This window comes from Rhodococcus sp. 14-2470-1a, assembly GCF_002259425.1.
Lineage (GTDB): Bacteria > Actinomycetota > Actinomycetes > Mycobacteriales > Mycobacteriaceae > Rhodococcoides > Rhodococcoides fascians_E.
Window position 1 is genome coordinate 192425 of sequence record NZ_NPFZ01000024.1, and the last position, 22786, is coordinate 215210.

Genomic DNA, 22786 nt, shown 5'->3' on the forward strand with positions numbered 1-22786 from the left:
CGCTCGGCGGACACCACGAACGTGAGGATGCACGGACACCCAGATACCACTTTCGATCCGCGCTGACATCCCTAGGAATACCGGGGCATTCCGCAGGCTCCACGCCTGCCGCTGGTGCTGACCAGATCAGGTTCGACGGGTGTGTTCTCAGCCGCATCGGTGCGGCACCCCGTGTCGACTGCACACTGTAGTCCCTTCGCTGGGCACTACCGTCTATCACTGCTTCTACGGACATCTATCGAAATTTGTAGAGAGTTATAGATCGTCCTACGGTCGAGCTAGCCGATGACCGCCCATCCGTGTGCCGGCACCATCGTCCGTCCCCCGTCCACGGAGGCAACACCTACCAGGACTTCACCGGAGATGCGGTAGTCGACGGTGTCGTCGCCGAGATTGAGCGCGACGTGCAGTGCGTTGTCGCCACTGTGGACCCGATAGAGCATCGCGGTGTTGGCCAGCTCGACGGTCTCGGTTTTCGCAGTGTGCAGCCACGGAGCGCGTCGACGTAGTCCGATCAGTTCCTGGTGCAGGTGGAACGTCGACCATCCCGCCGAATCGAGTTGCTCACGGGTCATGGGGAACTCGGGCCGGACGTCGTCGTCGCCGCCGACGCGCTCCTCCTTGACGCCGCGGAATCCCTGCTCGTCGCCGTAATAGATCATCGGTGTTCCACCAGTGGTGAACAGCGTGACGAGCGCGTGGGGGAGATGCCGTTCGTCGGAGATGGTGCTGGCGATGCGATTGACATCGTGGTTGCCCACGAACGTGGCGGGCACGAAGGTGTCGAGCCACTCGTTGTGGCGACCGAGGGCGTGCGAGAGCTCGAAGAAGTTCTGCTCCGCGATTGCACTCCACGTCGCCTTCCACAGCTCGTACTGGGTCACCGAGTCCAGCGAGCTCCGCTGCACGATCTGTGCGTAGTCACCGTGGATGACCTCGCCGAGGAAATACGCGTCGGGGAACCGTTCGCGGACCCGCGGTAGTACGGTCGCCCAGAACTCCGGCGGCACAGCATATGCCGCATCCAGACGCCATCCGTCGGCGCCGCGGCCGAGCCAGTGTTGCATGACGTCGACGACGTAGTCCTGCACTGCCGCGCTGCTGTGGTCGAGCGCGACGAGTTCGTCGTGACCTTCGAAGTTGCGGTGACGCCCGGAGGCGTCGAGATGAAACCAGGATGCCGCGTCGGAGTCCCCGGCAAGAGCGCTCTGGAACCGTGGAAAGCTCTGCCCCACATGATTGAAGACACCGTCGAGCATGACCCTGATTCCCCGGCCGTGCGCTCGGTCGATCAGAGTGTCGAAGTCCTCGTCGGTACCGAGCCGCTCATCGACGCGCAGGTGGTCGACGGTCTCGTACCCGTGGCCTTCCGAGGCGAAGATGGGACCGAGTGCGACACCGGATGCCCCGAGTTCCAGTGCGTAGTCGAGCCATTCGACCACCTTGAGCAACCGATGCTCCTCGGCCAAGGAGGTTCCGTCCCACTCTCGCACCGGCGCACCGGCGAATCCGAGAGGATAGACATGCCACCAGATTGCGTGCTCGACCCAGGACGGACTCATGCGCGCACCACGGATTCGCGGCCGAGTTCGCCGGCACCGGTGTGCCCGGACAAGCTGGTGACCAGATCGAATTCGGCGAGGATGCAGCGTAGTACGTGCTCCACGCCCTCCTGCCCGCCGAGCGCAAGGCCGTACAGGAACGGCCGGCCGAGCAGTACCGCGTCCGCTCCGAGCGCAAGCGCCTTGGCCATGTCCGCACCCGTGCGCACACCGGAGTCGAACAAGACCGTCACCTGGTCACCGACGGCGTCGACGATGGCAGGCAGCGCGTCCAACGATGCTCGTGCGCCGTCGATCTGGCGCCCACCGTGATTGGACACCACGATGCCGTCGACTCCGTGCTCGACGGCCGACCTCGCATCTCCGACGGTGCAGATCCCCTTGAGGACGATCGGACCGTCCCAGTGATCCCGCAGGAACTTCAGCTGACCCCAGTTCAGCCCCGGATTGGGGAACATCTTGGCCCAGTGCATCGCCGCAGCAATGGGATTGGTCTCCACGGGCTGCTCGAGACCGGCCTTGAACGCCGGATCGGTGAGATAGTTCTCGATGCCGAGGTTGGCGAGAAAGGGGAGATAACCGCGGTCGAGGTCCGCCGGACGCCATCCCAGCAGGGTCGTGTCCAGGGTGAGCACGAGCGTCGTGAACCCGGTGGTCTTGGCCCGATCCAGAAAGCTCAGAAGCACCGATTCATCGGTGGGCCAGTACAACTGGTACCACCGCGGTGCGTCGCCACCGGCTTCCGCCACTTGCTCGAACGAGTGCGACGCCTGCGTCGAGTGGATGTACGGAATGCCGAGCGCCGCTGCGGCTCGTGCGGTGGCGAGCTCACCGTCCGGATGGGCGAGGGTCTGAATTCCCACCGGAGCGATCAACACAGGCGCGGGTAGTTCCGTACCGAGCACCGTGACCGAGTGATCCCGCTCGGCCGCACTACGCAACATACGCGGTGCAATGCGCCACCGGTCGAACGCTTCTCGATTGGCCCGGGCCGTCGAACCACTACCGGCGCTGGCGACGATGTACCCCAGCGCCTCGGGCGTCAGCCTCGCCGCGGCCTGATCCTCGAGTTTCGCGAGGTTGGTGGTGATCTTCGGCTTCTGATCGGTGAACATGCCCTGGGCATAGATGCCGATCTGATGGTCACTGAAGTTCATGCTCCCCACCGTAGTGGGCGGCGGGAAGTGGACGGCACGAAATCCACCCGTCGAGCAGCGCAGCGCAGCGTGCACGCAGGTCGGCTTCGTTATCCACCAGGTCTTTCCTGATGGCATCGACCATGTCCTGGTCCTGCTCGATACCGTCGCGCACCCACGCGTCGGCCCAGGAGTCGAAGACGTCGACGTCGATCTCGGGGTGGAACTGCAGTCCCAGGTGCCTGCCGTGCACGAAAGCCTGCTGGCCGGCACTGTTGCTCGCGATCACCGTCGCGGTGTCCGGCGCGACGAAGGTGTCGTCGTGATACTCCATCCACGGTCCGGGCCCGACCAGATCCGGGCGCGTCGAGCGGGTCTCGGTCAGGCCGTGTTCGGGGAACTGCGACCGCGTGACGGTTCCGCCCAGGATTCGCGCCAGCAACTGCCCACCGAAACAGACACCCAGAATCGGTACGTCCTTCTCGATGGCACGCTCGAGATAGTCGATCTCCGGGCCGATCCACGACGACTCTCCGTAAGCGGCGTCCGGCGATCCCATGACGACCACCATCCCGGCGTCGTCCAGCGACGGCGGGGTATCGGCGTGCCTGTAGTCGAAGGAATGCACGGCGAGTCGGTATCCGCGACTCTCCAACTCGGGCGCGAGCGTACCGATGTTGCGTCGGCCCAGCGCCGGGTCACGATCGTGGACCAGAACGACTGCGCGCTTGTCGGTCGCGGAATCCTGTCGAGAATCGAACGTCATGAGGGACGAGGTTAGGACACGGTGCCGAACGGGACGTCCTCTGTACCGATACTGCCGTGTCGGTCGTGTGCTCTACGGTTGTTCTCCGTGCCACCACGTCGACGCAAACCCGCTTCCACCACTGCCCGCACGGTCGGCGCGGGCAAGAGCGCTGCCGCACGTAAGTTCAAGGCGTCGTCGGGAACCACCACCGCGAAGAAACGCACCACCACACGCAAGAAGCCGGTCCGTAAGACGGCGTCGCCGGATCTGCCCCTTCCCGATCCAGGCGAGCGCGTCTGGGTACTCGACGTCCCGTTCGAGGATCGCGCATTGGCATCGGCGTCGGGCGCCCGCTGGTATCCGGGCCCACGCGTGTTCGCGTACTACGGAACCGATCTGCCCGACGGGTTGGCCTCGTTCGAGTCCATGCCGTACAGCCTCCAGCGGTGGGTGGAGGACGACGCGAACGAAGAGTGGAGACCGGAGGTCGTCCACGAACGGTCGTTGACGCCTCGCGAGACGCAACTCGAATCGGTGCGCCGGCAGCTGGGCGCGATGAACGCTGGGTTCCCGTACTTCGCGCAGATGGACTCGACGGGTCTCGGTAAGACTCTCGCCGTCTGCGAGGCCGTCCGGCAGGCAGGCTCCACTCCGGACATCGGCACGGTTCTGGTCGTCGCACCCAAGGGCGCGCTTCCGGGCTGGCGACGGACCATCGCCGATACCGAGGCGGATCTCGATCCCGCGGATCGCAAGCGTTGGCTGCTGGTGACGTATCAGTCCACCAAGAAGTTGTTGACGGTTCCCGAGGACACGGACCTGGGCAAGCGCAAGAAGACTCAGAACAAACGCACGATCACATTGGGCGAGTTACGTTTCGACATCGACGTCGTCATCGCCGACGAGTCGCATGCGCTGATGAACATCGAGTCGCAACAGTCGCAGATTCTGTGGCGGTATCAGGAGGCCGCGCGTGCGGTCGTGTGGATGTCGGCGACACCGGGGTATCAGCCGATGCACTTCGCGTACATGGCTCGCGCGATCGAGCAGAGCCGGGCGGCCGGTCCCATCGTCGGCGACGAGGAGGTCCTCGGGTACGGCGTGACCACCAAGTGGGCAGAATTCCTGATCGAGCAGGGATTCGCACTGAAGGAGGGCAAGGCGACCACCGGGCTGAAGACGTGGAGGTGGGAACCGGAGGACGCCGCGCAGCGTACGCGCGACATCGACACCATTCACCGGTGGCTCTCCGGAGGTGCTGTGCCGTGGTCGATCTCGCGGCCCTCGCCCCCGACGCCGCGTGAGCCGCTCGGCCAGGAACTCACTGCCGCGCAGAAACGCCTGTACAACTCGGCGTGGGTGGATTACCGCAAGGAGCTCGGCCTACCACTGTGGAAGTCCGTCGGCGGCAAGCGTGTGCTGCAGAAGAACCCGAGCACGAGAGCTGCGGCACTGCGGTTCCGTCAGAAATGCTCCTACCTGCGGATCCCGTCGACGGCCGATCAGGTTCGCGCGTGGATTCGCGACGGCAACCAGGTGTTCGTCTCCATGTTCTACCGCGAGTCGGTCGCCGGCCTCGCGGAGGCGCTCCGCGACGAAGGCCAGGAGGTCGCCGTCGTCGACGGCAGCATGAGCAGTCAGGACCAGGAGCACGAGATCCGACGCTTCCAGACCGGCGCCGCCCGCGTGATCATCTCGACCACGACGAGTGCGATCAACCTGCACTCGAACGAGCTGTTGCTTCCGGAACGGACGGTGTCGACGTCGGCGCCGCGTGTGACCTTGATTCACGATCCACGATGGACACCGATCGAGATTCGTCAGATCGAAGGACGGGCCAACCGCATCGACAAGGACCACGAGCACACGACGTCGACGTGTTACTACGGTTACGCCGAGGGCACCGTCGAGGAGGAAATGGTGCTCACCGGGATCGAGCGCATCGCGGACCTGGGCTCCATCGTCGGTCAGGCCGACCTCATCGACCCGGAAGCATTCCTGGCGGCGCGGGCGGAGGGGAGCTAGTCCGGTATCGACCGACGCAAACAAAATGATCGTGGTTTGAGAACTTCGGTTGAACCACGGCACACCCTGGTTGCCCCACCAGTACCTCGTGCGTCCCTAGTCTCGGATGGAGTTACGGCAGTTCGAAGTAGTCCTCGTCGATCCGGTACAAGGTGACTGTCTGCTCTTCTTGCACCCCGACGCCGTGGTCCACAAGTAACCCAGCCAGTCGAATACCGTCGATCAGCTCGATGCGGGCAGAAATTCGCTCGGCAGCTTCTGCCGCGCCCTTCGTAAACGACGAAGTAGTGATGAACACTCCGCGATCGCCCTGCCGATACTGGAGCGCCCCGGCAAACTCCTGAATCGCAGGCCGCTGAATTGTGCGGTGGTCTGCATATCGCTTGGCCTGTACGTAGATCCGGTCAAGACCCAACGGATCCTGACTTATAATCCCGTCTACACCTGCATCACCGGACGCGGAGGTCCTTTCTATCGAGCCCGACTGCCCGTATCCCATAGCACTGAGCAGATCGAGAACTATTCGTTCGAACTCGTACGGAGTCACCGATTGCAGCCGATCGAGGAGGTCTGTGACGACGGTGGCGCGATTGGCCGAAACAGCACGCTCCAGAAGTTCGTTGGGTGTCGACACAGAGTCGTGATCATCCAGTTCGTGGTTGCCTGCGTCATCGTCGCCTGACGCAGTGAGGTCGTTCTTCGAGCGAGGCTGATCACGTCCTCTGGCCTGGAAGTCCTGGAATTGACCGATCTCTTGCAGATTCTGCGTCGAGATCGACACCGGATGCGTGCTGAGAAACGCGCGTCCAGCATCAGCGATCCGCACGGATCCCCGCGAAGGGCGTTCGGTGAGTCCCGCTTGAAACAGGTACGTCAAGGCCCAACCAACCCGACTGTCGAACGTGCGGACCTTGCCACTGGGTAGGAACTCTGCTCGCTCTTCGTCAGTCAGGTTGTACTCGCCGGCCAGCTGCTCGCGCATCTCGCGCATCGTACGGGTTCGGCCGTCCGTCAGTACCACCAAGGCCGGACGCAGCAAAGTCTGATAATCGGGAATTGTCATGCTGTCCAACCTTTCTCACTACGGAAGTCAACTCGAACAGTATGAGGCGACGCCTGTCGCAGCGTCTGTTCGGACGAATAGACTGTGACCATCGGAGAATCACTCAAGGCACTTGTAACAGTGGCTAACTCCCACGAGCTGTCGCTCTGCGCGGCGCGCATCTCGTTCGCCGTCAGCAACACGATCGGCCGCGAACCGCTGACGCCTTTCACCTCGACGTGCCAGACCTCGCCATCCGGCAGCGTGGCCGTAATGTCCCAGCCGAGATTTTGTTTCGAGACATCTTCAACTTTTGCCTGCAGTCGCGTTTCGTAATAGTTCTCAACCGCCGACATCGCAGCCGACTCTACTTCCGCGTTTTGCTCCGGCGACCCATACCCGGCACCGTGCTTACCGATCGTAACGGTGGTGGTTGGGACATCCTCAGGGTCCGGCCAGGCAGGAAGTAGCCTCTGGATCGCCGCAAGCTGACCATGTGATAACCAGGATGGGTTCGAGCCCTGCGGTTGAGTCAAGACTTCCAGATCCCGAAGTGCAGACACTGCTTCGATGTCGTCCACGCGAAGACGGTCTGGTTCTTCGAGGAGGTGGACGGAGAGTGGAGCCATCCATCTAACCGCAGCCGCATCTGAGTCGTCGATCCAGTAACCACCGCTTAAACCGTTGACGTCGAATCGTCGACCTGCCGTCCAACCAATTCCCCAGATCCCCCTGGGCGCGGACCCGTCGCGGGAACCGGACATCCACAGAACTGCCCTCTCACCCGCCTTGATCATTTCCGAGCGATAATTGTCGAAGACGCTCCAATTGTCGACGAAGGTTTCGCCATCGGCAATCTCGGCTGGCAGATCGTAGACCTCGGGGTTGCACTTGAAAACCCAGGCGCCGAGAGTCTCCGACGTCACCCGCCGTTCAGTCATGCCAACTCCTTCACGATCTTCATCGTCTCCACGGAGACCGTGGTGACCTTCTTGATCAGGTCGATGATGTAGGTCGGGTCATCGTGCTCGTCGCACCACAGGTTGGGGTCGTTGACGATGCCCGACGCCTTGTCGGTCTTGAACTGGTATCGGTCGATGATCCATGCAAGCGCAGTTCGTGATCCGAGCATGTACTCCTCGGCTTCCGCGGGGATACCGGAAATCGTCACCTTGGGGTTGTAGACGATTGCGGTGTGGTCGGTGCGGCTGCGCCACTTCATCTTCTGAACTCGCCAGGTTTCACGGTCAGCCGGATCCACGTTTGGCTTCAGTTCAACATCGAGTGGATACGGGTCCACCTCCTCGTACCGCATGTGAAGGTAGCCGAGGCGTTCACCCGCAGTGGCGAGTTGTGTAAATCTCTCAGCGGAGCCCGGAGTGGGGATGTGAGGCAACATCTTTTTCAGGTCCGCTGCGTACGCCTTGCGATAGCTCGGTACATGTAGTTGCCCATATACAGACCAGAAGATCTGATCCTTGGTCACCGAATCACCGAGCGCGGTGCGATAGCGATCGAGGATCTCGTCGGTGATGTTGTCGAGCCGTCGATAGCAATGCTCGTCGGGGTCGAGAACGTCGGTGTTAATGCCATAGTCGAGTTCACTCGAATCGCCGCCGGCGTCGAGGCATTGATAGGTATGACGCGGGAAGTACTGCCCACTTCCCGAACCCCAGAAAGACAGATCAGGAATTGATTGCGTTGCAATTACCGAGAACGGCTTATCCGACCCCGTGCCGACCACATAAAATCCGTAGTTCAAGTGCTGCGGCGTCGGGAACATCGACGGCAGCTCGCCGCGTCGATGATTCAACAACCGGTCGAAGTAGACGTTCTCTGAATCGAACGGTCGATAGCTTCCACGCACGACCTGGGTTTGCGCGAACCGTGAGTGCGTGCGGCGGGCGAGATGCTGTTTCAGCGAGGCGGACCATTTGATCTGGCTACTTGCAGCGGCGTCCGGATTCTCAGCGAGAAAGTTGGTGACATCGGCCTCGGCCGGGCGGGTAATGCCGTTCTCTGCAACGTACCGTGAGAACGGCTCATGCAGCGCAGTGTAGTTGCCGATCAGCCGCTCAACAGACTCACCGAGCGTGTCGCGAGAGTAGTTGTACACCCACGCGTCCCGGTTAGTTTGGAGACCGGCGGAATACGTCCGGAAGACTGCATTCGACGGATGCGCCCGATCACCGATCACCGGCCAGGTTCCAAATTCTTCGTTCCGCTGGTTGGTCCAGTCACCATCCGCATTGGGTGTAATCGACTCCCACTCGACGGTGTCGAGTCGATCAACCTCGAGAATGTGAAGCTTCTGCTCACGGCTGAGGTAGTCACCGATGTCGCGGTAATGGATTCGGCAAGGTCCAGAATGTGCGGGGTCTTTCACGCCCACGAAAATCGCGATAGTGGAACGACTTCCACTACCGAAGACTTTGCCACCCTCCTTCTTGGACAGCTCACCCGCTGTTCGCTGATTGCCTCGGAGGTTGTAGATCCACAGGTGCGCGAATTCGTCGGCGAAGGTGAGACGGACCCCATCGGCGGTGTTGCCATCAATCCACCCACCGTTCGACACAAAGGCGACGATGCCGGTATCGCCGATGCGGTCGGTGGCCCAACGATATGCGCGGTAGTACGAGTCGTAGAGGCTGTTCTTGTTCGTACCTGTGGAACGGCCCGCGTACGTCTCCCCGATCCGGCCGTCCAGGGTCGGGTACTTGACGTTCGCGTTGTTGTCGTTGGCACTGTCCTGCCCCACTGAGTAAGGCGGGTTACCGACAATGACGTTGATCGGCGCGTCGAGCTGCTTCTTGATCCGAGTGTTATTCTGCGGGAACATGATCGAATCCATTGAGTCACCACCTTCGGTGATCTGGAATGTGTCAGTGAGGACGATGCCCTCGAACGGCTCGTAGACGCCCGTTTCGCCGTCGGGAGTCGTGAGCGCGTGGTATGTCGTCTCGATGTTGACGGCAGCAATGTAATAGGCCAACAGCATGATTTCGTTGGCATGCAGCTCATCTCGATACTTGCGCGAGAGATCCTCCGGGAGAATCAGTCCTGATTGCATCAGACGCGTCAGGAACGTGCCAGTCCCGGTGAACGGGTCCAGAACATGCACACCCTCGTCGGTCAACCCACGTCCGAAGGTCTCCTTCGAGACGTGGTCCGCTGCCCGAAGGATAAAATCAACGATTTCTGTTGGTGTGTAGACAATTCCGAGCTGATCGGACTGCTTGCGAAACGCGACGCGGAAGAACCGCTCGTACAGCTCCGCTATGACCTGCTGTTTGCCCTCGGCGCTGTTCACCTCTGATGCTCGGACACGCACCGAGTGATAGAACTTCTCCAGACCTGCGGTCTCTGATTCGAGGTTCGCATCGTTCAGTGCGTCGACCATCTGCTGCATCACGATCGAAACTGGGTTGTGCGAGGCGAAGTCGTGCCCCTCGAACAAGGCGTCGAACACTGGCTTGGTGATCAAATGCTGGCTCAGCATGCTGATTGCGTCGTCGCGAACGATGGAGTCGTTCAGGTTGTCTCGCAGCCCCGTAACGAACTTTTCGAACTGCTCCGCCACTGCGGATGAGGCGTTGGCTAGCAGAACGTTGATTCGTGCAATCTGCGCGGCTGCAATGTCGGCGACATCCTCGGCCCATTGCTCCCAGTACACGCGGGTGCCGACCTTGTCGACGATGCGCGCATAGATGGCTTCCTGCCACTCGGACAGCGAGAACAAGGCCATCTGGGTCGCGGTGTCGTTGCCCGCACCCTGCTCGCCCGCGGGACTGGCCTCGGCGCCGTCGGCGATTGTTTCATCGCCACCCGCGACGGCCCCGAGGTGTCCACCGAGGAGCCGGTCGTTTCCCTTGCCCAGCTTGGCTTCCTGAGTCTGGGCATTCAGCGCAATCGAGTTGACCATCGCGTTGAACCGATCATCATGCGCGCGAAGCGCATTCAAGACCTGCCATACCACTTTGAACCGACGATTGTCGCTCAGCGCTTGTGATGGGCTGACTCCGCCGGGTACCGCGACGGGCAGGATGATGTAGCCGTAGTCCTTGCCGGGTGACAGGCGCATCACGCGCCCGACTGACTGAACAACGTCGACCACCGAATTACGTGGGTGCAGAAACAGCACTGCGTCGAGGGAGGGGACGTCGACGCCCTCGGACAGACAACGCGCATTCGTCAGGATGCGGCACTCGTCGTCTGTCATCGAACCGGCGCGCAGCCAACGAAGCGCCGCATTGCGTTGCAACGCGTTCATCGTGCCGTCCACGTGCCGCGCTTCGACCTGCAAGCTGCGATTGGTCGACGGTTCACCGAAGGCGTCCTCGTCGAGCAGGATGTCTCGGTAGGCGTCGACGACGGACGGAAAGACGTCGGAGACTTGTTTCGAGGCGGCAATATCCTTTGCGAAGGCGACGGCTCGTCTCATCGGAGGCTCACCGGCGGCAAAGCCTGTGCCGTCAGCTGCAGTGCCTGCTCGCTTGGCCAACGCGTTCCAGCAACCGACGATGCGAGAGGCGTCGTCGAGTTGAAGCTCGGAAAAGTGACCGGCGAGCTGTTGCTGCATCGGCGCTGCGATCAGTTCTTCGTCGACGGTCAGCACGATGACCTTGTAGTCGGTGAGCAGGCCGCGTTCGACAGCATCCCCGAACGACAGGCGGTGGAATTCGGGCCCGTAGACCTCCACGTCGTCCATCGACGTGATTTCGGCCGAATGCTCGTCCGCCTTCTCGCGGACTGCGTCGGCAAAGATGCGGGGAGTAGCCGTCATGTACAGGCGACGTGACGCCCTCACAAAGTCGTTGTCGTGGACCTTGACGAAGTTCGACTCGTCGCCACCCGCGACCGTGACGCCCGTCGTACGGTGTGCCTCGTCGCAGATGATCAGATCGAACGGGTCGATGCCGTTTACGTGCGCGTCGGCGATAGCTGGTAACGACTGGTAGGTCGTGAAGACCACAGTCAAACCTTTGGCGCGCTTGCGGTACTCCATGTGCTGCGCAAGCGTGGCGCCATCGGTTGTCACCGGGATGGCGACATCGACGACGCTGACGTCCTCGGCTGCGCGCGAAACCTTGGTGTCCGAGCACACTGCGAATGCCCTGATATCGGTCTGGGTCTGCGCAGTCCATTCACGCAGTGTCTGGCTGAGGAGCGAGATCGACGGCACCGCGAACAGAATGCGGGCGGAACCGCCGTTCTCGGCAGCGGTGCGTTCGGCGATCTTCAATGCGGTGAAGGTCTTGCCGGTGCCGCAGGCCATGATCAATTTGCCGCGGTCGTTGCCCGCCGCGAATCCGTCGAACACCGCGTCGATTGCCTGCTGCTGATGCGGACGTGGTTCGTGGCGTACAGCCGGACTCAGCTCGACCTGGAGTCTCTGGTTCGGCCAGGCGATGTCCCAGTCGATAGGCGACTCGGCGATCTCGGCCAAACCTATGCGCTGCACCGGGATCTGCTGATCCTCGATCGCATCCTCTGCGTTCTTACCCCACTTGTCCGTCGTGGAGATGATGACGCGATTCTTGAACGAACCCTTCCCGGACGCTGTGAAGAACGAGTCGATATCGCCCTTCGACAGGGTGTGCTCTGGCTCGTAGAACTTGCACTGGATGGCGGTCAGCTCACCCGTCTCACGTTCACGTGCTACCAGGTCGATGCCCGTGTCGGTCTTTCCTCCGCGATCCGGCCAATCCGTCCAGCGCCAGACATCCTCGTACTGCTGGCGCAGCGTGGGATCCAGTTGGAAATATCGCACCATCAGCTCTTCGAATCGCGTGCCTCGCTCGGAATTCGTGCGCTCGTCGCGGAATGCCTCGATCACCTGATGAACTGATGCCATATAAACAATCTGCCAGACGTGGACTGCGGTTGTTCCGGCTCCCTCCGACTCGGCCACCCCACCGATTACTTCCGTACTACCCTGCGCAGGGATGACCGTCTACAGGGGAGTGAGAATGAGCGAGTTCGATCCGCACGATCTGTTGGCCGAGGCACGTCTCGGCGTCCTGGCGACCATCAAGTCCGACGGTAGGCCGCAGCTGTCGCCGGTGACGCCGTACTACGACCGCGACGCCGGAATCGTCTACGTGTCGATGACCGACGGTCGCGCGAAGACCAAGAACATCCGGCGCGATGCTCGGGTGTCCATCGAGGTCACCAGCGCCGACGGCAGGTCGTGGGCCACGGTGGACGGGACCGGGACGCTGGTCGGGCCGGGAGCGGACGCGTCGAGCCCAGAAGTCGACGCACTGGTCGACTACTACCGAGCCGCCGCCGGAGAGCACCCCGATTGGGACGAGTACCGGTCCGTCATGGTGTCCGACCGCCGCGTGCTGCTGAAGCTTGCCGTCGAGCACGTCTACGGCCAGCGAATCGGCTGACGAACCAGCTGCCCGTCGGGAACCGGCTGCGTTGACTTCCGCGACATGAGTCTTGTGCCCACCCACACGCTGACAATCGGCGTGCTGGGTCCGATGCATGCGCGCCTCGACGATCGCGACATCGACCTCGCCGGCCCCGGCCGACGCGCAGTACTGGCGCGACTCGTCCTCGCCAGGGGTTCGGTGGTGTCGACGGATCTGTTGATCGAGGATCTGTGGTCGGGTGAACCTCCCCCCAAAGCGCTGGCAGCCCTGCAGGTTCACGTGTCGAATCTTCGCAGGACCCTCGAGCCCGACCGCAGGCCTCGCACGCCGGCGACGGTTCTGGTCAGCTCCGCGCCGGGATACAGGCTGGTCCTTCCGACCGAGCAGGTCGACGTCTGGCATTTCGAATCCCTGGTCGTCGGCGGCATACGCGAGAGCGACCCGACATCTCGGCTCGGAAGGTTCGATCGTGCGCTCGCGTCGTGGTCGGGTAGCCCGTATCAGGGTCTCGCAGACACGCACTGGGCTGCAGTGGAGATCGCACGTCTCGACGAACTACGAAGCACGGCAGTCGAAGAACGGGCGCATACGCTGCTGAATCTCGGTGCTGCACCCACGGTCGTCATCGCCGATCTCGGGAGGCACGTCGCCGACAGTCCAGGACGTGAGCGCCCCGTCCACATCCTCGCTCTGGCGCAGTACCGCGCAGGGCGACAGGCCGACGCCCTCGATACCCTGAGCCGGGCGAGGAGATACCTGTCCGACGAACTGGGCATCGACCCCGGCCCCGAGTTGCGCACACTGGAACGCGCCATCCTTGCCCAGGATCCCGCGCTCGATGCACCGCACGTGGTCGACGCCGCTACCGCCCGTGTGTCGTTCCCTGCGCCCGCGCCCAAGGCCCCGGTGGTGAACTGCAGACCGGAGGAAACGCAGGTCGTCCTCGATGCTGCCCGTGGTGTCGAACACGGCTCGTTCGACATCGTCTGGCTGGGAGGCGAGCCGGGCCAGGGCAAGTCGACACTTGCCGACACCGTCGCGCACCACTTGGCTGCCCGCGGATGGACAGCGGCATGGGGGTCGTGCCCGGAGGTCGACGGGACACCGCCGGGCTGGCCGTGGTCCGAAGTTCTCGCGTCCCTTCGGTCGCAGGCGCCAGTCCCCGGAGAGCTGCGGCAGATACTCGATCCCGCTTCGGCGTCCGATGATGTCGCCGTCGAGACATTCTGGCTGGCACGGGCTCTCATCGACTATCTGACCCGTCTCTCGGCAACTGCACCGCTCGTACTCGTCGTCGACGATTGCCACCGAGCGGACGAGCTGACCATGCAGTTGCTCCGGCACCTGATTCTCGCTCCGAGGGGTGCGCGGGTGCTCGTCGTCGCGACGTATCGAACCTCCGAGGTATCGGCCGAGCTGGACACGGTGTGGGCAGCAACGGCGGGCACTCCGTCGACCAAGATGCGCTTGACGGGGTTGACTCCCGGTGGTGTAGCGGAAGTCGCGAAGCAATCCGGCTACACGGACATGGACGCGGACGTACTCGACGTGCTCACCGAAAGAACGGACGGCAATCCACTGTTCGTCCGTGAGTTCGCTCGATTGATCGTGTCGGAAGGTGCAGCCGCGGCGCGCTCCTCGATTCCGGTGGAGATCGGTGAAGTCCTCCGGCGGCGCATCACCAGACTTCCCGAGAACAGCGTGCTGACACTCAGGCGCGCATCGGTTCTCGGCCGCGACGTCGATCTTTCCGTGCTCTCGGCGATGAGCGACAGGACCGAGGACGAGTTGATCGACGCACTGGAGCCGGCAGTCCTTGCCGGCCTTCTCACCGAGACCGACTCGGAGCGACTACGTTTCACCCATGCGCTCGTCCGCGACACGCTGTACACGGAACTGCCGCTGATGCGACGCACGCGGTTCCACGGCAATGCGCTACAAGTGCTCGCAGCCCGAACACCACACGATCCCGCACTTCTCGCTCACCATGCTGCACTGTCCGCAACTCCCACAACAGCACTCACGCTCGTGCCCTTCGTCGTGGACGCGGCCAGGCGGGCTGCAGCATTCGGTTCGCACCGAGAGGCGCTCGCACTGTGGAGCTCCGCCGTCGAACTGCACGAGAGCGCCGTCGACGGGTCCGAGACGGACCTGCTGGACATCCTGATTCCCTACGTCGGGTCGTTGGCGCGGGCGGGCGATACGGCGTCGGCGCGACGTCGACGGCGCCGAGCGGTGGACATCGCGTCGGCACCGGGGACCACAACGCACCTCGGGCGTCGCCGGTCGATCGACGCTCTCACATCCTGGTCCGCACCGGTCGTGTGGTCCATCCGGCCCGATGTCGTCGTCGATGCGTCCATCGTCGACCCCGTTCGAGCGTTGTTGCTGGATGCCGATATCGGTGTGGCTGATCGCGCACTGTTGCTGAGCACGCTCGTGTTCGAGATAGAGGGCAACGATGTCGCCGAGACAGTCGCCGCGGCGTCGGATGCGCTGCGTCACGCCCGACTGTCCCAGAACGACGCCGTTCTGTGCCGGGCACTCAATGCGTACGGTTACGCAACCCTCGGTCCTGATCTGGCGCACACTCTGTTCGCGACGAGCGAGGAACTGCTGCGTGCGGCGGTAGCCGACCCGGCATATCAATCTCTCGGTCACTACTATGCATTCTTGTCTCATTGTGCCGCAACGGAACTGGATGAAGCAGACGCGAGCGCCGCCGCCGTCATCATCCACGCCAGCGGGCAGCAGCTGGGTGAGATGCTGGGCGTCGTCCGGATCTACCGAGCCGCCTGCGACATCGCGTCCGGCCGCACCGACAGTGCGCTGCGCGGATACTCCGAGGCAGCGGCCCAGATGGTCGCCGGCGGCAGCGCGATCGCCCATCTGATCACCATGATCGGACGACTGGGCGTGGCAACGTATCTGGGCGATCTGGCACCGATGGTCGACGAGCTGAGCGCCATCGAGAACATGCGCCCCCAGAGCGTCCGGTACCCGCTGATCGTGGCATTGCTCGACTCGGGCGACAAGCACAGGGCACGCGAACTCTGGCTCGACGCGGAGCCGTACGACAGGGATTACTACTGGCTCGGCATGACCGCCCACGCGGCCCGCGCCGCAGCGAGGCTCGGTGACCTGGAGGCGGCCACGAAACTGCACGACGAGCTCTCACCGTTCTCGGGTCGGATCGCGGGGTTCGACTCGGGCGCCTTCTACGCGGGCACGGTCGACTCCGCCCTGGCGGCAACGGCCGAAGCCCTCGGCGACACCGCTGCCGCCGAGGAACTCCGAGCGCGTTCCGATGCCCTCCTCGAGTCACTTCGTCATCGGGTAGCTACGTCATCGGGTAGCTATGTCATCGGGTAGCTATGTCGACTCGTGAACTCGCCTGCAGGCTGCGTGTGTCCGCTCCTGAGCTGTTGCCTTTGATCATCAGGACTCCGATTGCTGCGATGGCCAGGCCCCGGGGGATCTCGATGACGAGCCCGGACAGAACCGGGGCCTGAGGGATCGGCGTCAGGAGAATCAGTCCGCCGAGCGTCATCACCGCACCGATCCACAGCGGTACTGCACGAGACTTCAGTAGCGCGATTCCGATGATCAGCATGCTCACCATGAAGACCAGGCCCGCGAACAACTGCAGGTTCTGGAATGCCGGATCGGCGAACAGCGAATCGTCCGTCGGGATGAGGAAATGAGCGGTCTCGTGCTTGGCGGCTATCGGTACCGAGACGAATGCTTCGACGGTCAGATGCGGGAGGATCACGAGCATCCCACCGAAGAAGTAGAGAGCGAAGCCGATCAGGCCGAGCAGTCCTGTCTTCCTGGACACCCAGACGTAGACGGCGGGCAGCCCGAGGAATTGCAGCAGCGTCCCGATCAGCAGCAAGTACTGCGCGTACGGGTTGAAGGGTTCGCTGAGCGCTTCCACCGAATGCGCCCATCCGCCGACGACCGGATGCAGTGTTCCGCCGATCAAGTTGAAGACGAAGGCGACGACGACGGCGATACCGCTCAGCCTGTACAGGAGCGAAGGTGTGATGTTCATGGTCGACAGCGTCGCCCACTGCACTTGGTCGCCACTTGGCGAGAACTTTCGGCAGCTCACGTCAGCCGCAACCCGGAATAAGTAAGCCGACGTAACTATTGTACCTTTACAGAAAGGTAGTTCTAGGTTCAACTACCACTAGTTTCGATTCACGAGGAGATGGGTTGTCATGGCCACGTACGATGTAGCAGATCGCTCGGCGATCGTCACCGGAGCAGGCTCCGGAATCGGCCGCGCGGTTGCACTGGAATTGGCGGCGAACGGAACATCGGTACTGGTCGCCGATCTCGACGGAGACCACGCCACGGCCGTCACCGACGAGATCACTGCAGCCGGAGGCACCGCGGCAGCCTTCGTCGGCAACGTTGCGAACCTGGACGACGTGAAGGCCATGGTCGCTGCGGCCGGTGACCTGGCTCCGCTTCGCATCGCCGTCAACAACGCAGGCATCGGAGGCGAACCCCTCCCCGTCGGCGACGTGTCGGTGGACAGCTGGCGCAAGGTCATCGAGGTCAATCTCAACGCGGTGTTCTACGGAATGAAGGCCCAGATCCCGGCCATCGCCGCAGCAGGCGGTGGATCCATCGTCAACATGGCCTCGGTCCTCGGCAGCGTCGGAATTGCCAACTCGGCCAGCTACGTCGCATCCAAGCACGGCCTGCTCGGTCTGACGAAGAACGCTGCGCTCGAGTACGGCGCACAGGGCGTTCGCGTCAACGCAGTCGGCCCCGGCTTCATCCGCACGCCGCTCCTCGTTGCCAACATGGACGAGGATGCGCGAAAGGCGTTGGAGGCCAAACACGCTCTCGGTCGTCTCGGCACCTCCGAAGAGGTGTCCAGCCTCGTTGCCTTCCTTGCCAGCGACGCCGCAGGCTTCATCACCGGCAGCTACCACCTCGTCGACGGCGGCTACGCAGCCCAGTAGCTCCGGGCCGTGTCACCGCAGTCGATTCCGTCCGCTCGACGGTGCATCAGCGCACGAACGGCATGACCTGACGCACCTTGGGGTCGCGGAGGTAGAGCGCCGCCCACACCGCGACCCCGAAGTACACCGCGAACAACACCGTGCTGAACAGTGGCTTGTCGACCCTCCAATTGGTCAGGACCGCTCCACCGAGGTAGCCGGTGAGCAGTACCGCGCCGAGAAATGCCGTGCGCGGCACCAGGAACAATGCAAGGCTGACCAGCAGAACGACACCGATGACCGGCGTCATCTCCTCGCGTAGACCGAGATCGACCGTCGCGTCCCGCACTTGCTGCACATTGATCAACTTGGTCACTCCGTCGAAGATCAGGAAGATCGCGAGGAGTGCCGTCAGCACCCACCCGGCGCGTGCGGCAGTGCGGGAGCCGGACGGGACGGTCGGTGTCACGTTCTCGGTCTGTGTGTTGTTCGAGGCCATTGTCTTCTCCGATGCCCGCGGGGGAGTGTGTGCCCGTACCGACACCGCCCGGCTCGGAAACTCATCGCACGACGCGGTCAGGTACCCAGTTCGCCCGAAATGTCCGCCGCGGCGAGCATCGACACGAGCAGAGGCACAACCTTCTTCGCTCCGACTCGGTACTCACCTCTCCCATGCTGTTCGACGATGTGGGCCGAGCCCAGCACCTTGAGGTGGTGGTAGACCTGCCCCGTCGACCCGAGCCCGACGGCCTCCTGCAGTTCCGACGCGTTGGCCGGTCCCCGCAGGAGCACTTTCACGATCTGCAATCGGACGGGATGGCCAAGGGCAGCAAGCACATCAGTCGTACGCGCGACCGAGAGGTCCAGGACCCCGTCGGGCGAATACCCGATGTCCCATGTCACGTCCCCGTGAAGATGGACGTCGCCGCGGTACGCGATCTCACCGCCCGTCGGGGCAGCTTTCTCTGTCGGAGCACCGACTTCGCGGCGTTCCAGCTCCGCGACCCTGGCCTCCAACTCGGCGAGTCTGGCCTCGAACTCCCCGCTCACACTGCGCAGGCAATTCGGTCGAAGCCCGACGGTGAGCTCAGCGCGTCGACGATCAGCGTCTGCTGGTTCCCGAAGCCGGCGAGAGCTGCCTCGTACCGATCGGCAGGCAACGAGTCGATCAGCCACACCGCCGTCGCCACGGTGCCGTCGTCCCGCCGTAGCTCGAATGCCTGCGTCAGGACGCCCGGCAGGTTTCCTCCTTTGAACCCGATTCCGGCGGCACCGTCGGGCGCGGGTCGGTGTTCGAGCTGCCGCAGTGCGACATCGCTACCGTCACCGAAGGTTCCGTCGGCGATCGCGCGATAGAACCCGGCGAGTTCGGCAGCCGATCCCTGCGCCGACCGCTCCTGCACCCCGTCGACCTGCTGATCGTACGACGGCACTTCGAGGCCTGCGCTCACGTCCACACGGAACTGCTGATCGAAGGCCCACCTCTCCGCCGTCGCCCACGTGTCACCGTCGCCCAACGCGGGATCGAACAACGACAGCGTCTGCGTCACGAGTGTCGGAGCCTGGAAATTCTCCCACCCTCCGGCCGCGGCAGCACGCGTGAGCGCGTCGTCACCCAGCCGATAGCGCAGGTAGTCCGGCGCGGCATTGTCACTTTCCTGGATCATCGCGGAGACGATGTCGTCCAGCCGAACGGTGCCGGCAAGATCGGTCGCGCTGGTGCCGTCGCTCGCGATCCCCAGCCGTTCCAGCGCCGCCGGGTGCGCTCCGCCGTCCGTTCCCGGTACGTACCACCGCTCCCAATCCAACAGCGGCACTTGCTCGTCCGGGTCCAGTTCCCCTGCGGCGACTGCGCGAGCGTAGGCGCCGAGGTGGACCACTTTCACGGCCGATGCCAGCGGCTGCTGCTCCTCTGCGCGATGTTCGACGGTGCGTCCACTGCCGTCGTCGACCAGCAGGCTCACGGACTCCGGCGCCTGACCGATCAGACCCAACCACCCGTCTTCGGTGTTCAGATCCGTCGACGTCACCGGCGTGCACTCGTCCGGCTCCGGCGCACTGTCGGTGCCGGATGTGGATGTGCACCCCGTCGACACGAGTAGAGCCAGGCAGCTCGCGGATACAGCAATGGTTCGACGCATCGTGACCCCTCTGTGATTCCGTAATTTCGTAATTTCGTAATTTCAGACTAGGACACAGCGAAGGCGAGTTCAATGGGAACATATGTTCGAATGCGTGTTACTCTGAGTAGGCCGTCCTGGAGTCCCCCGGCTCCGGACGGTCCAAACGTCGAGCAGGCGGTGGCAAGCATGGATTCACCCGGAAAGAACGCGGCGGCGCATGACGACAGCGGAGGGTGATGACGGCAGCGGAACCCTCCATCGATTGGGCGATCGATGGGTCGAGAACGCACCGTGCAGGTGCGCTCGCGGTCACGCCCTCGGCCCACGGACCGTACTGGTCGGGTCGAGGGCGTGTTCCTGCGGACGAGGGCACCACCGAACCCACGCGTGCCGCACCTGCGGAGATGTCACCTTCAGCCCGCCACTCGGCCCGAGATGCGCGGACGCGAGCTTCGACTCACGCGGATCCCACCGCACCTAGGGCCGCCGGCCCGGTAAGGGACAATCGATGGCATGGAACGCGATGCCACGGGCGACGAACCCCAGGCGGTGCCGGATTTCGACCGGCTCCGGAACGACTTCACCCGATTCATGATGGGGTACAAGTTCGGCATCGACGAACTCATGACCAAGATCAACATCTTGAAGGAGGAGTTCACCCACATCCATCGGTACAGTCCGATCGAACACGTCGGTTCACGGCTCAAGACCCCCGAGAGCATCATCACCAAGGCTCGACGAAAGAACTGCCCGCTGACCCTCGACGACATCCGGTCGACCATCGTCGACATCGCGGGCATTCGCATCACGTGCAGCTTCATTTCCGACACGTACCGCATCGCGGACATGATCGGCAGCCAGACCGACGTGCGTGTACTCGAGGTCAAGGACTACATCGCGACGCCGAAACCGAACGGTTACAAGAGCCTTCATCTCATCGTCGAGATTCCGGTGTTCATGAGCGACCGTATCCAACCGGTGCCGGTGGAGCTGCAGATCCGTACCATCGCGATGGATTTCTGGGCGAGCCTCGAACACAAGATCTTCTACAAGTACTCCGGGACCATTCCGGCGCCGTTGCTGGCCGAGCTCACCGAGGCCGCGGACAGCGCCAACCGCCTCGACGTCACAATGGAGCGGCTGCACGACGAGGTGGCCGAGTTCAAGAACGACAAGTCCGACGACGCCATCCACCTCAACTCGATGCCGCCGTTGGCTCTGCCCCGCGAACTGTTGATCGCCATGCTCGACGGCACCCGATCACTGTGACACGTCACAGAATCGTGGACGTGATCGACTGATACCGAACCGGTTTCGCCGTAGGACCCCCTCCTGGTGTGTCAGACTCCGATCGCGGGACCGTACAGAATCGGGGGATCGGGATGTCGGCAGCCGGCGACACGCTGGAAGAGCGGTACGAGTGGGTCGTCGACGCGATGGCGTCGCTCGCGATCACGACGATCGTCAAACGTGTGCTGGCGTTCGCGACCCTGAGCATGGCTATCATCCCGGCGTTGGAACTCGCGTCGGGGTACGCCCCCGCCACCACGGCCGGAGTAGCCGTCACGTGGGCATCGATGCTGTTCGCCTTCGCCGCCGCAGTGTGGTGGTGGGTGTCGCCGTGGCCTCGCATCGGCCCGGCCTTCGTATTCGTCATCGGATCCGACATCGCCATCTTCCTCGCAGTCTTCTCCTCGACCACACCACCCGCGATCACCCTGGCCAAGACTGCGTTCTTCATCGAGATCGGCATGTTCGTCGGCTTCTTCCTGGGCCGGTGGATGCTCGCGACGCACGTCGCGCTCTGCACACTGTTCACGACGGTGATTGCCGTCTGGGTGGTGGTCGAAGACGGTCTCAGCCCCATGATGACCGTGTTCGTATGGGCCCCGATCGTCGTGTCGATCAACGGATTCGTGCTTCTCCTGTACTTCTGCGCCAGATCGGTCCGAATGGAGTTCGAGTAGTCAGATACGTTCACGCAGCCTCATCGCATCGAACGGAGCGAAGCCCTTGACGTCGTTGTCGAAGTACGCGAAGACGTCTCGGCCCGTGGCCGTCCACTGCGCGATGCGATGAGCCCACTTGTCCAGGGCGGCATCGTCGTAACCGCTCGCGTACAGTTCCTCGTCGCCGTGCAATCGGAGGTACATGAAGTCCGACGTCGGCGTATCGATGAACGGGTAGCGTCCGGCAGTGTCGGCGACGACGAACGCAACATCTTTCTCTCGCAACAATTCGACGGCCTCGTCGCATCGGAAGCTGTCGTGCCGTACCTCGAGTGCGTGACGCAACGGGCGGTCACCGTCGATCACGAGACTGACCCTGTCGTCGGGCAGCTTGTCGTCCCGTAGGCCCGCGAGAGCCACGGCCTCCGTGGTCGTGCGCGGCAGTAGATCGAAGAACGCAGCCAGCGCACCGGCGTCGAACTGCAGGTTGGGCGGCAACTGCCACAGAAATGGACCGAGTTTCGGTCCCAAGCTCAACACACCCGTCGAGTAGAAGTTGGCGAGAGCGGATTCGACGCCGACGAGCCTCTTGATGTGGGTGATGTACCGCCCGCCCTTGACGGAGAACACGAAGTCCTCCGGCGTCTCGTCACGCCACTTCACGAAGCTCGCCGGCTTCTGCATTGCGTAGAACGTTCCGTTGATCTCGATGGAGGACAGCCGTTCCGACGCGTGCTCCAACTCTCGGCGGTGTGCCAGACCTTCGGGGTAGAAGTCACCACGCCACGGTGCGTACGTCCAACCCGAGATGCCGACCCTGACCGCCGGCGTCGATGTGTCCGGTACCCGTCGCGTCATGCGAA

General features: G+C 63.0%; 17 protein-coding genes and 1 riboswitch. Of the genes, 6 read left to right on the forward strand and 11 right to left on the reverse strand.

Going from position 1 to position 22786, the window contains the following annotated elements:
* Window positions 1–87 precede the first annotated feature (87 nt).
* Window positions 88–182, reverse strand: a riboswitch (TPP riboswitch).
* Window positions 183–278: 96 nt separating this feature from the next.
* From CH292_RS12280 to CH292_RS12290, 3 genes are read right to left on the reverse strand one after another with little or no spacing between them, the layout of a single operon-like run.
* Entirely contained in the window at window positions 279–1562 is a 1284-nt protein-coding gene (locus CH292_RS12280; protein WP_094654849.1) for an alpha-amylase family protein, read from the reverse strand.
* On the reverse strand, window positions 1559–2719 hold the full coding sequence (locus CH292_RS12285) for an alpha-hydroxy-acid oxidizing protein (protein WP_037140027.1): 1161 nt from the start codon (window positions 2717–2719) through the stop codon (window positions 1559–1561). The genes CH292_RS12280 and CH292_RS12285 overlap by 4 nt, the downstream gene beginning before the upstream one ends.
* Window positions 2706–3464: a type 1 glutamine amidotransferase gene (locus CH292_RS12290; RefSeq protein ID WP_094654850.1), complete on the reverse strand. Its 759-nt coding sequence runs from the start codon at window positions 3462–3464 to the stop codon at window positions 2706–2708. The genes CH292_RS12285 and CH292_RS12290 overlap by 14 nt, the downstream gene beginning before the upstream one ends.
* Before the next feature lie 87 nt (window positions 3465–3551).
* Between CH292_RS12290 and CH292_RS12295 the strand changes: the two genes are divergently transcribed.
* Window positions 3552–5471, forward strand: a complete 1920-nt coding sequence (locus CH292_RS12295; protein ID WP_256978066.1) for a DEAD/DEAH box helicase — start codon at window positions 3552–3554, stop codon at window positions 5469–5471.
* A gap of 112 nt (window positions 5472–5583) precedes the next feature.
* On the opposite strand, the gene CH292_RS12300 is transcribed toward CH292_RS12295, so the two are convergent.
* Genes CH292_RS12300 through CH292_RS12310 form a run of 3 tightly spaced genes read right to left on the reverse strand, consistent with a single transcriptional unit; the run spans window position 5584 to window position 12367 of the window.
* On the reverse strand, window positions 5584–6534 hold the full coding sequence (locus CH292_RS12300) for a restriction endonuclease (RefSeq protein WP_094654852.1): 951 nt from the start codon (window positions 6532–6534) through the stop codon (window positions 5584–5586).
* The gene (locus CH292_RS12305; RefSeq protein ID WP_094654853.1) at window positions 6531–7454 is read right to left on the reverse strand and encodes a protein NO VEIN domain-containing protein; all 924 of its coding nucleotides are present in this window, start codon (window positions 7452–7454) and stop codon (window positions 6531–6533) included. The genes CH292_RS12300 and CH292_RS12305 overlap by 4 nt, the downstream gene beginning before the upstream one ends.
* Window positions 7451–12367 carry a DEAD/DEAH box helicase gene (locus CH292_RS12310; RefSeq protein WP_094654979.1) on the reverse strand — a complete coding sequence of 1639 codons (4917 nt, stop codon included), beginning with the start codon at window positions 12365–12367 and terminating at the stop codon, window positions 7451–7453. Before CH292_RS12310 ends, CH292_RS12305 begins: the two co-directional genes overlap by 4 nt.
* A gap of 115 nt (window positions 12368–12482) precedes the next feature.
* Between CH292_RS12310 and CH292_RS12315 the strand changes: the two genes are divergently transcribed.
* On the forward strand, window positions 12483–12908 hold the full coding sequence (locus CH292_RS12315) for a PPOX class F420-dependent oxidoreductase (protein WP_094654980.1): 426 nt from the start codon (window positions 12483–12485) through the stop codon (window positions 12906–12908).
* A 45-nt stretch (window positions 12909–12953) separates the two neighbouring features.
* The gene (locus tag CH292_RS12320) at window positions 12954–16265 is read left to right on the forward strand and encodes a BTAD domain-containing putative transcriptional regulator (RefSeq protein ID WP_094654854.1); all 3312 of its coding nucleotides are present in this window, start codon (window positions 12954–12956) and stop codon (window positions 16263–16265) included.
* On the opposite strand, the gene CH292_RS12325 is transcribed toward CH292_RS12320, so the two are convergent.
* Window positions 16255–16947, reverse strand: coding sequence for a hypothetical protein (locus CH292_RS12325; protein WP_256978070.1), 693 nt, complete (start codon window positions 16945–16947; stop codon window positions 16255–16257). The two genes, CH292_RS12320 and CH292_RS12325, sit on opposite strands and share 11 nt — an antisense overlap.
* A 169-nt stretch (window positions 16948–17116) precedes the next feature.
* Here CH292_RS12325 and CH292_RS12330 point away from each other — a divergent pair, with 169 nt between their 5' ends.
* A complete protein-coding gene (locus tag CH292_RS12330) occupies window positions 17117–17872 on the forward strand; it encodes an SDR family NAD(P)-dependent oxidoreductase (protein WP_019666994.1) in 756 nt (251 codons plus the stop codon).
* A 46-nt stretch (window positions 17873–17918) separates the two neighbouring features.
* Here CH292_RS12330 and CH292_RS12335 read toward each other — a convergent pair whose 3' ends face one another.
* The 3 genes from CH292_RS12335 to CH292_RS12345 form a co-directional block, all read right to left on the reverse strand.
* Window positions 17919–18350, reverse strand: a complete 432-nt coding sequence (locus CH292_RS12335) for a DoxX family protein (RefSeq protein ID WP_019666995.1) — start codon at window positions 18348–18350, stop codon at window positions 17919–17921.
* 77 nt (window positions 18351–18427) lie between these two features.
* Window positions 18428–18901, reverse strand: a complete 474-nt coding sequence (locus CH292_RS12340; RefSeq protein ID WP_019666996.1) for a helix-turn-helix transcriptional regulator — start codon at window positions 18899–18901, stop codon at window positions 18428–18430.
* A complete protein-coding gene (locus CH292_RS12345; RefSeq protein WP_019666997.1) occupies window positions 18898–19992 on the reverse strand; it encodes a serine hydrolase in 1095 nt (364 codons plus the stop codon). Before CH292_RS12345 ends, CH292_RS12340 begins: the two co-directional genes overlap by 4 nt.
* Before the next feature lie 495 nt (window positions 19993–20487).
* On the opposite strand from CH292_RS12345, the gene CH292_RS12350 reads away from it, so the two are divergent.
* Window positions 20488–21243 carry a GTP pyrophosphokinase family protein gene (locus CH292_RS12350; RefSeq protein ID WP_037140036.1) on the forward strand — a complete coding sequence of 252 codons (756 nt, stop codon included), beginning with the start codon at window positions 20488–20490 and terminating at the stop codon, window positions 21241–21243.
* Between the two features lie 113 nt (window positions 21244–21356).
* A complete protein-coding gene (locus CH292_RS12355; RefSeq protein WP_094654856.1) occupies window positions 21357–21941 on the forward strand; it encodes a giguanylate cyclase in 585 nt (194 codons plus the stop codon).
* Here the strand turns inward: CH292_RS12355 and CH292_RS12360 are convergent, their stop codons facing one another.
* Window positions 21942–22781, reverse strand: coding sequence for a DUF72 domain-containing protein (locus tag CH292_RS12360; RefSeq protein ID WP_094654857.1), 840 nt, complete (start codon window positions 22779–22781; stop codon window positions 21942–21944).
* Window positions 22782–22786: the final 5 nt, after the last annotated feature.

Bases quoted from the DNA above. Each gene is read 5' to 3' on its own strand.
- CH292_RS12280 (WP_094654849.1), bottom strand. From the start codon at position 1,562: ATGAGTCCGTCCTGGGTCGAGCACGCAATCTGGTGGCATGTCTATCCT.
- CH292_RS12285 (WP_037140027.1), bottom strand. From the start codon at position 2,719: ATGAACTTCAGTGACCATCAGATCGGCATCTATGCCCAGGGCATGTTC.
- CH292_RS12290 (WP_094654850.1), bottom strand. From the start codon at position 3,464: ATGACGTTCGATTCTCGACAGGATTCCGCGACCGACAAGCGCGCAGTC.
- CH292_RS12300 (WP_094654852.1), bottom strand. From the start codon at position 6,534: ATGACAATTCCCGATTATCAGACTTTGCTGCGTCCGGCCTTGGTGGTA.
- CH292_RS12305 (WP_094654853.1), bottom strand. From the start codon at position 7,454: ATGACTGAACGGCGGGTGACGTCGGAGACTCTCGGCGCCTGGGTTTTC.
- CH292_RS12310 (WP_094654979.1), bottom strand. From the start codon at position 12,367: ATGGCATCAGTTCATCAGGTGATCGAGGCATTCCGCGACGAGCGCACG.
- CH292_RS12315 (WP_094654980.1), top strand. From the start codon at position 12,483: ATGAGCGAGTTCGATCCGCACGATCTGTTGGCCGAGGCACGTCTCGGC.
- CH292_RS12320 (WP_094654854.1), top strand. From the start codon at position 12,954: ATGAGTCTTGTGCCCACCCACACGCTGACAATCGGCGTGCTGGGTCCG.
- CH292_RS12325 (WP_256978070.1), bottom strand. From the start codon at position 16,947: ATGAACATCACACCTTCGCTCCTGTACAGGCTGAGCGGTATCGCCGTC.
- CH292_RS12330 (WP_019666994.1), top strand. From the start codon at position 17,117: ATGGCCACGTACGATGTAGCAGATCGCTCGGCGATCGTCACCGGAGCA.
- CH292_RS12335 (WP_019666995.1), bottom strand. From the start codon at position 18,350: ATGGCCTCGAACAACACACAGACCGAGAACGTGACACCGACCGTCCCG.
- CH292_RS12345 (WP_019666997.1), bottom strand. From the start codon at position 19,992: ATGCGTCGAACCATTGCTGTATCCGCGAGCTGCCTGGCTCTACTCGTG.
- CH292_RS12350 (WP_037140036.1), top strand. From the start codon at position 20,488: ATGGAACGCGATGCCACGGGCGACGAACCCCAGGCGGTGCCGGATTTC.
- CH292_RS12355 (WP_094654856.1), top strand. From the start codon at position 21,357: ATGTCGGCAGCCGGCGACACGCTGGAAGAGCGGTACGAGTGGGTCGTC.
- CH292_RS12360 (WP_094654857.1), bottom strand. From the start codon at position 22,781: ATGACGCGACGGGTACCGGACACATCGACGCCGGCGGTCAGGGTCGGC.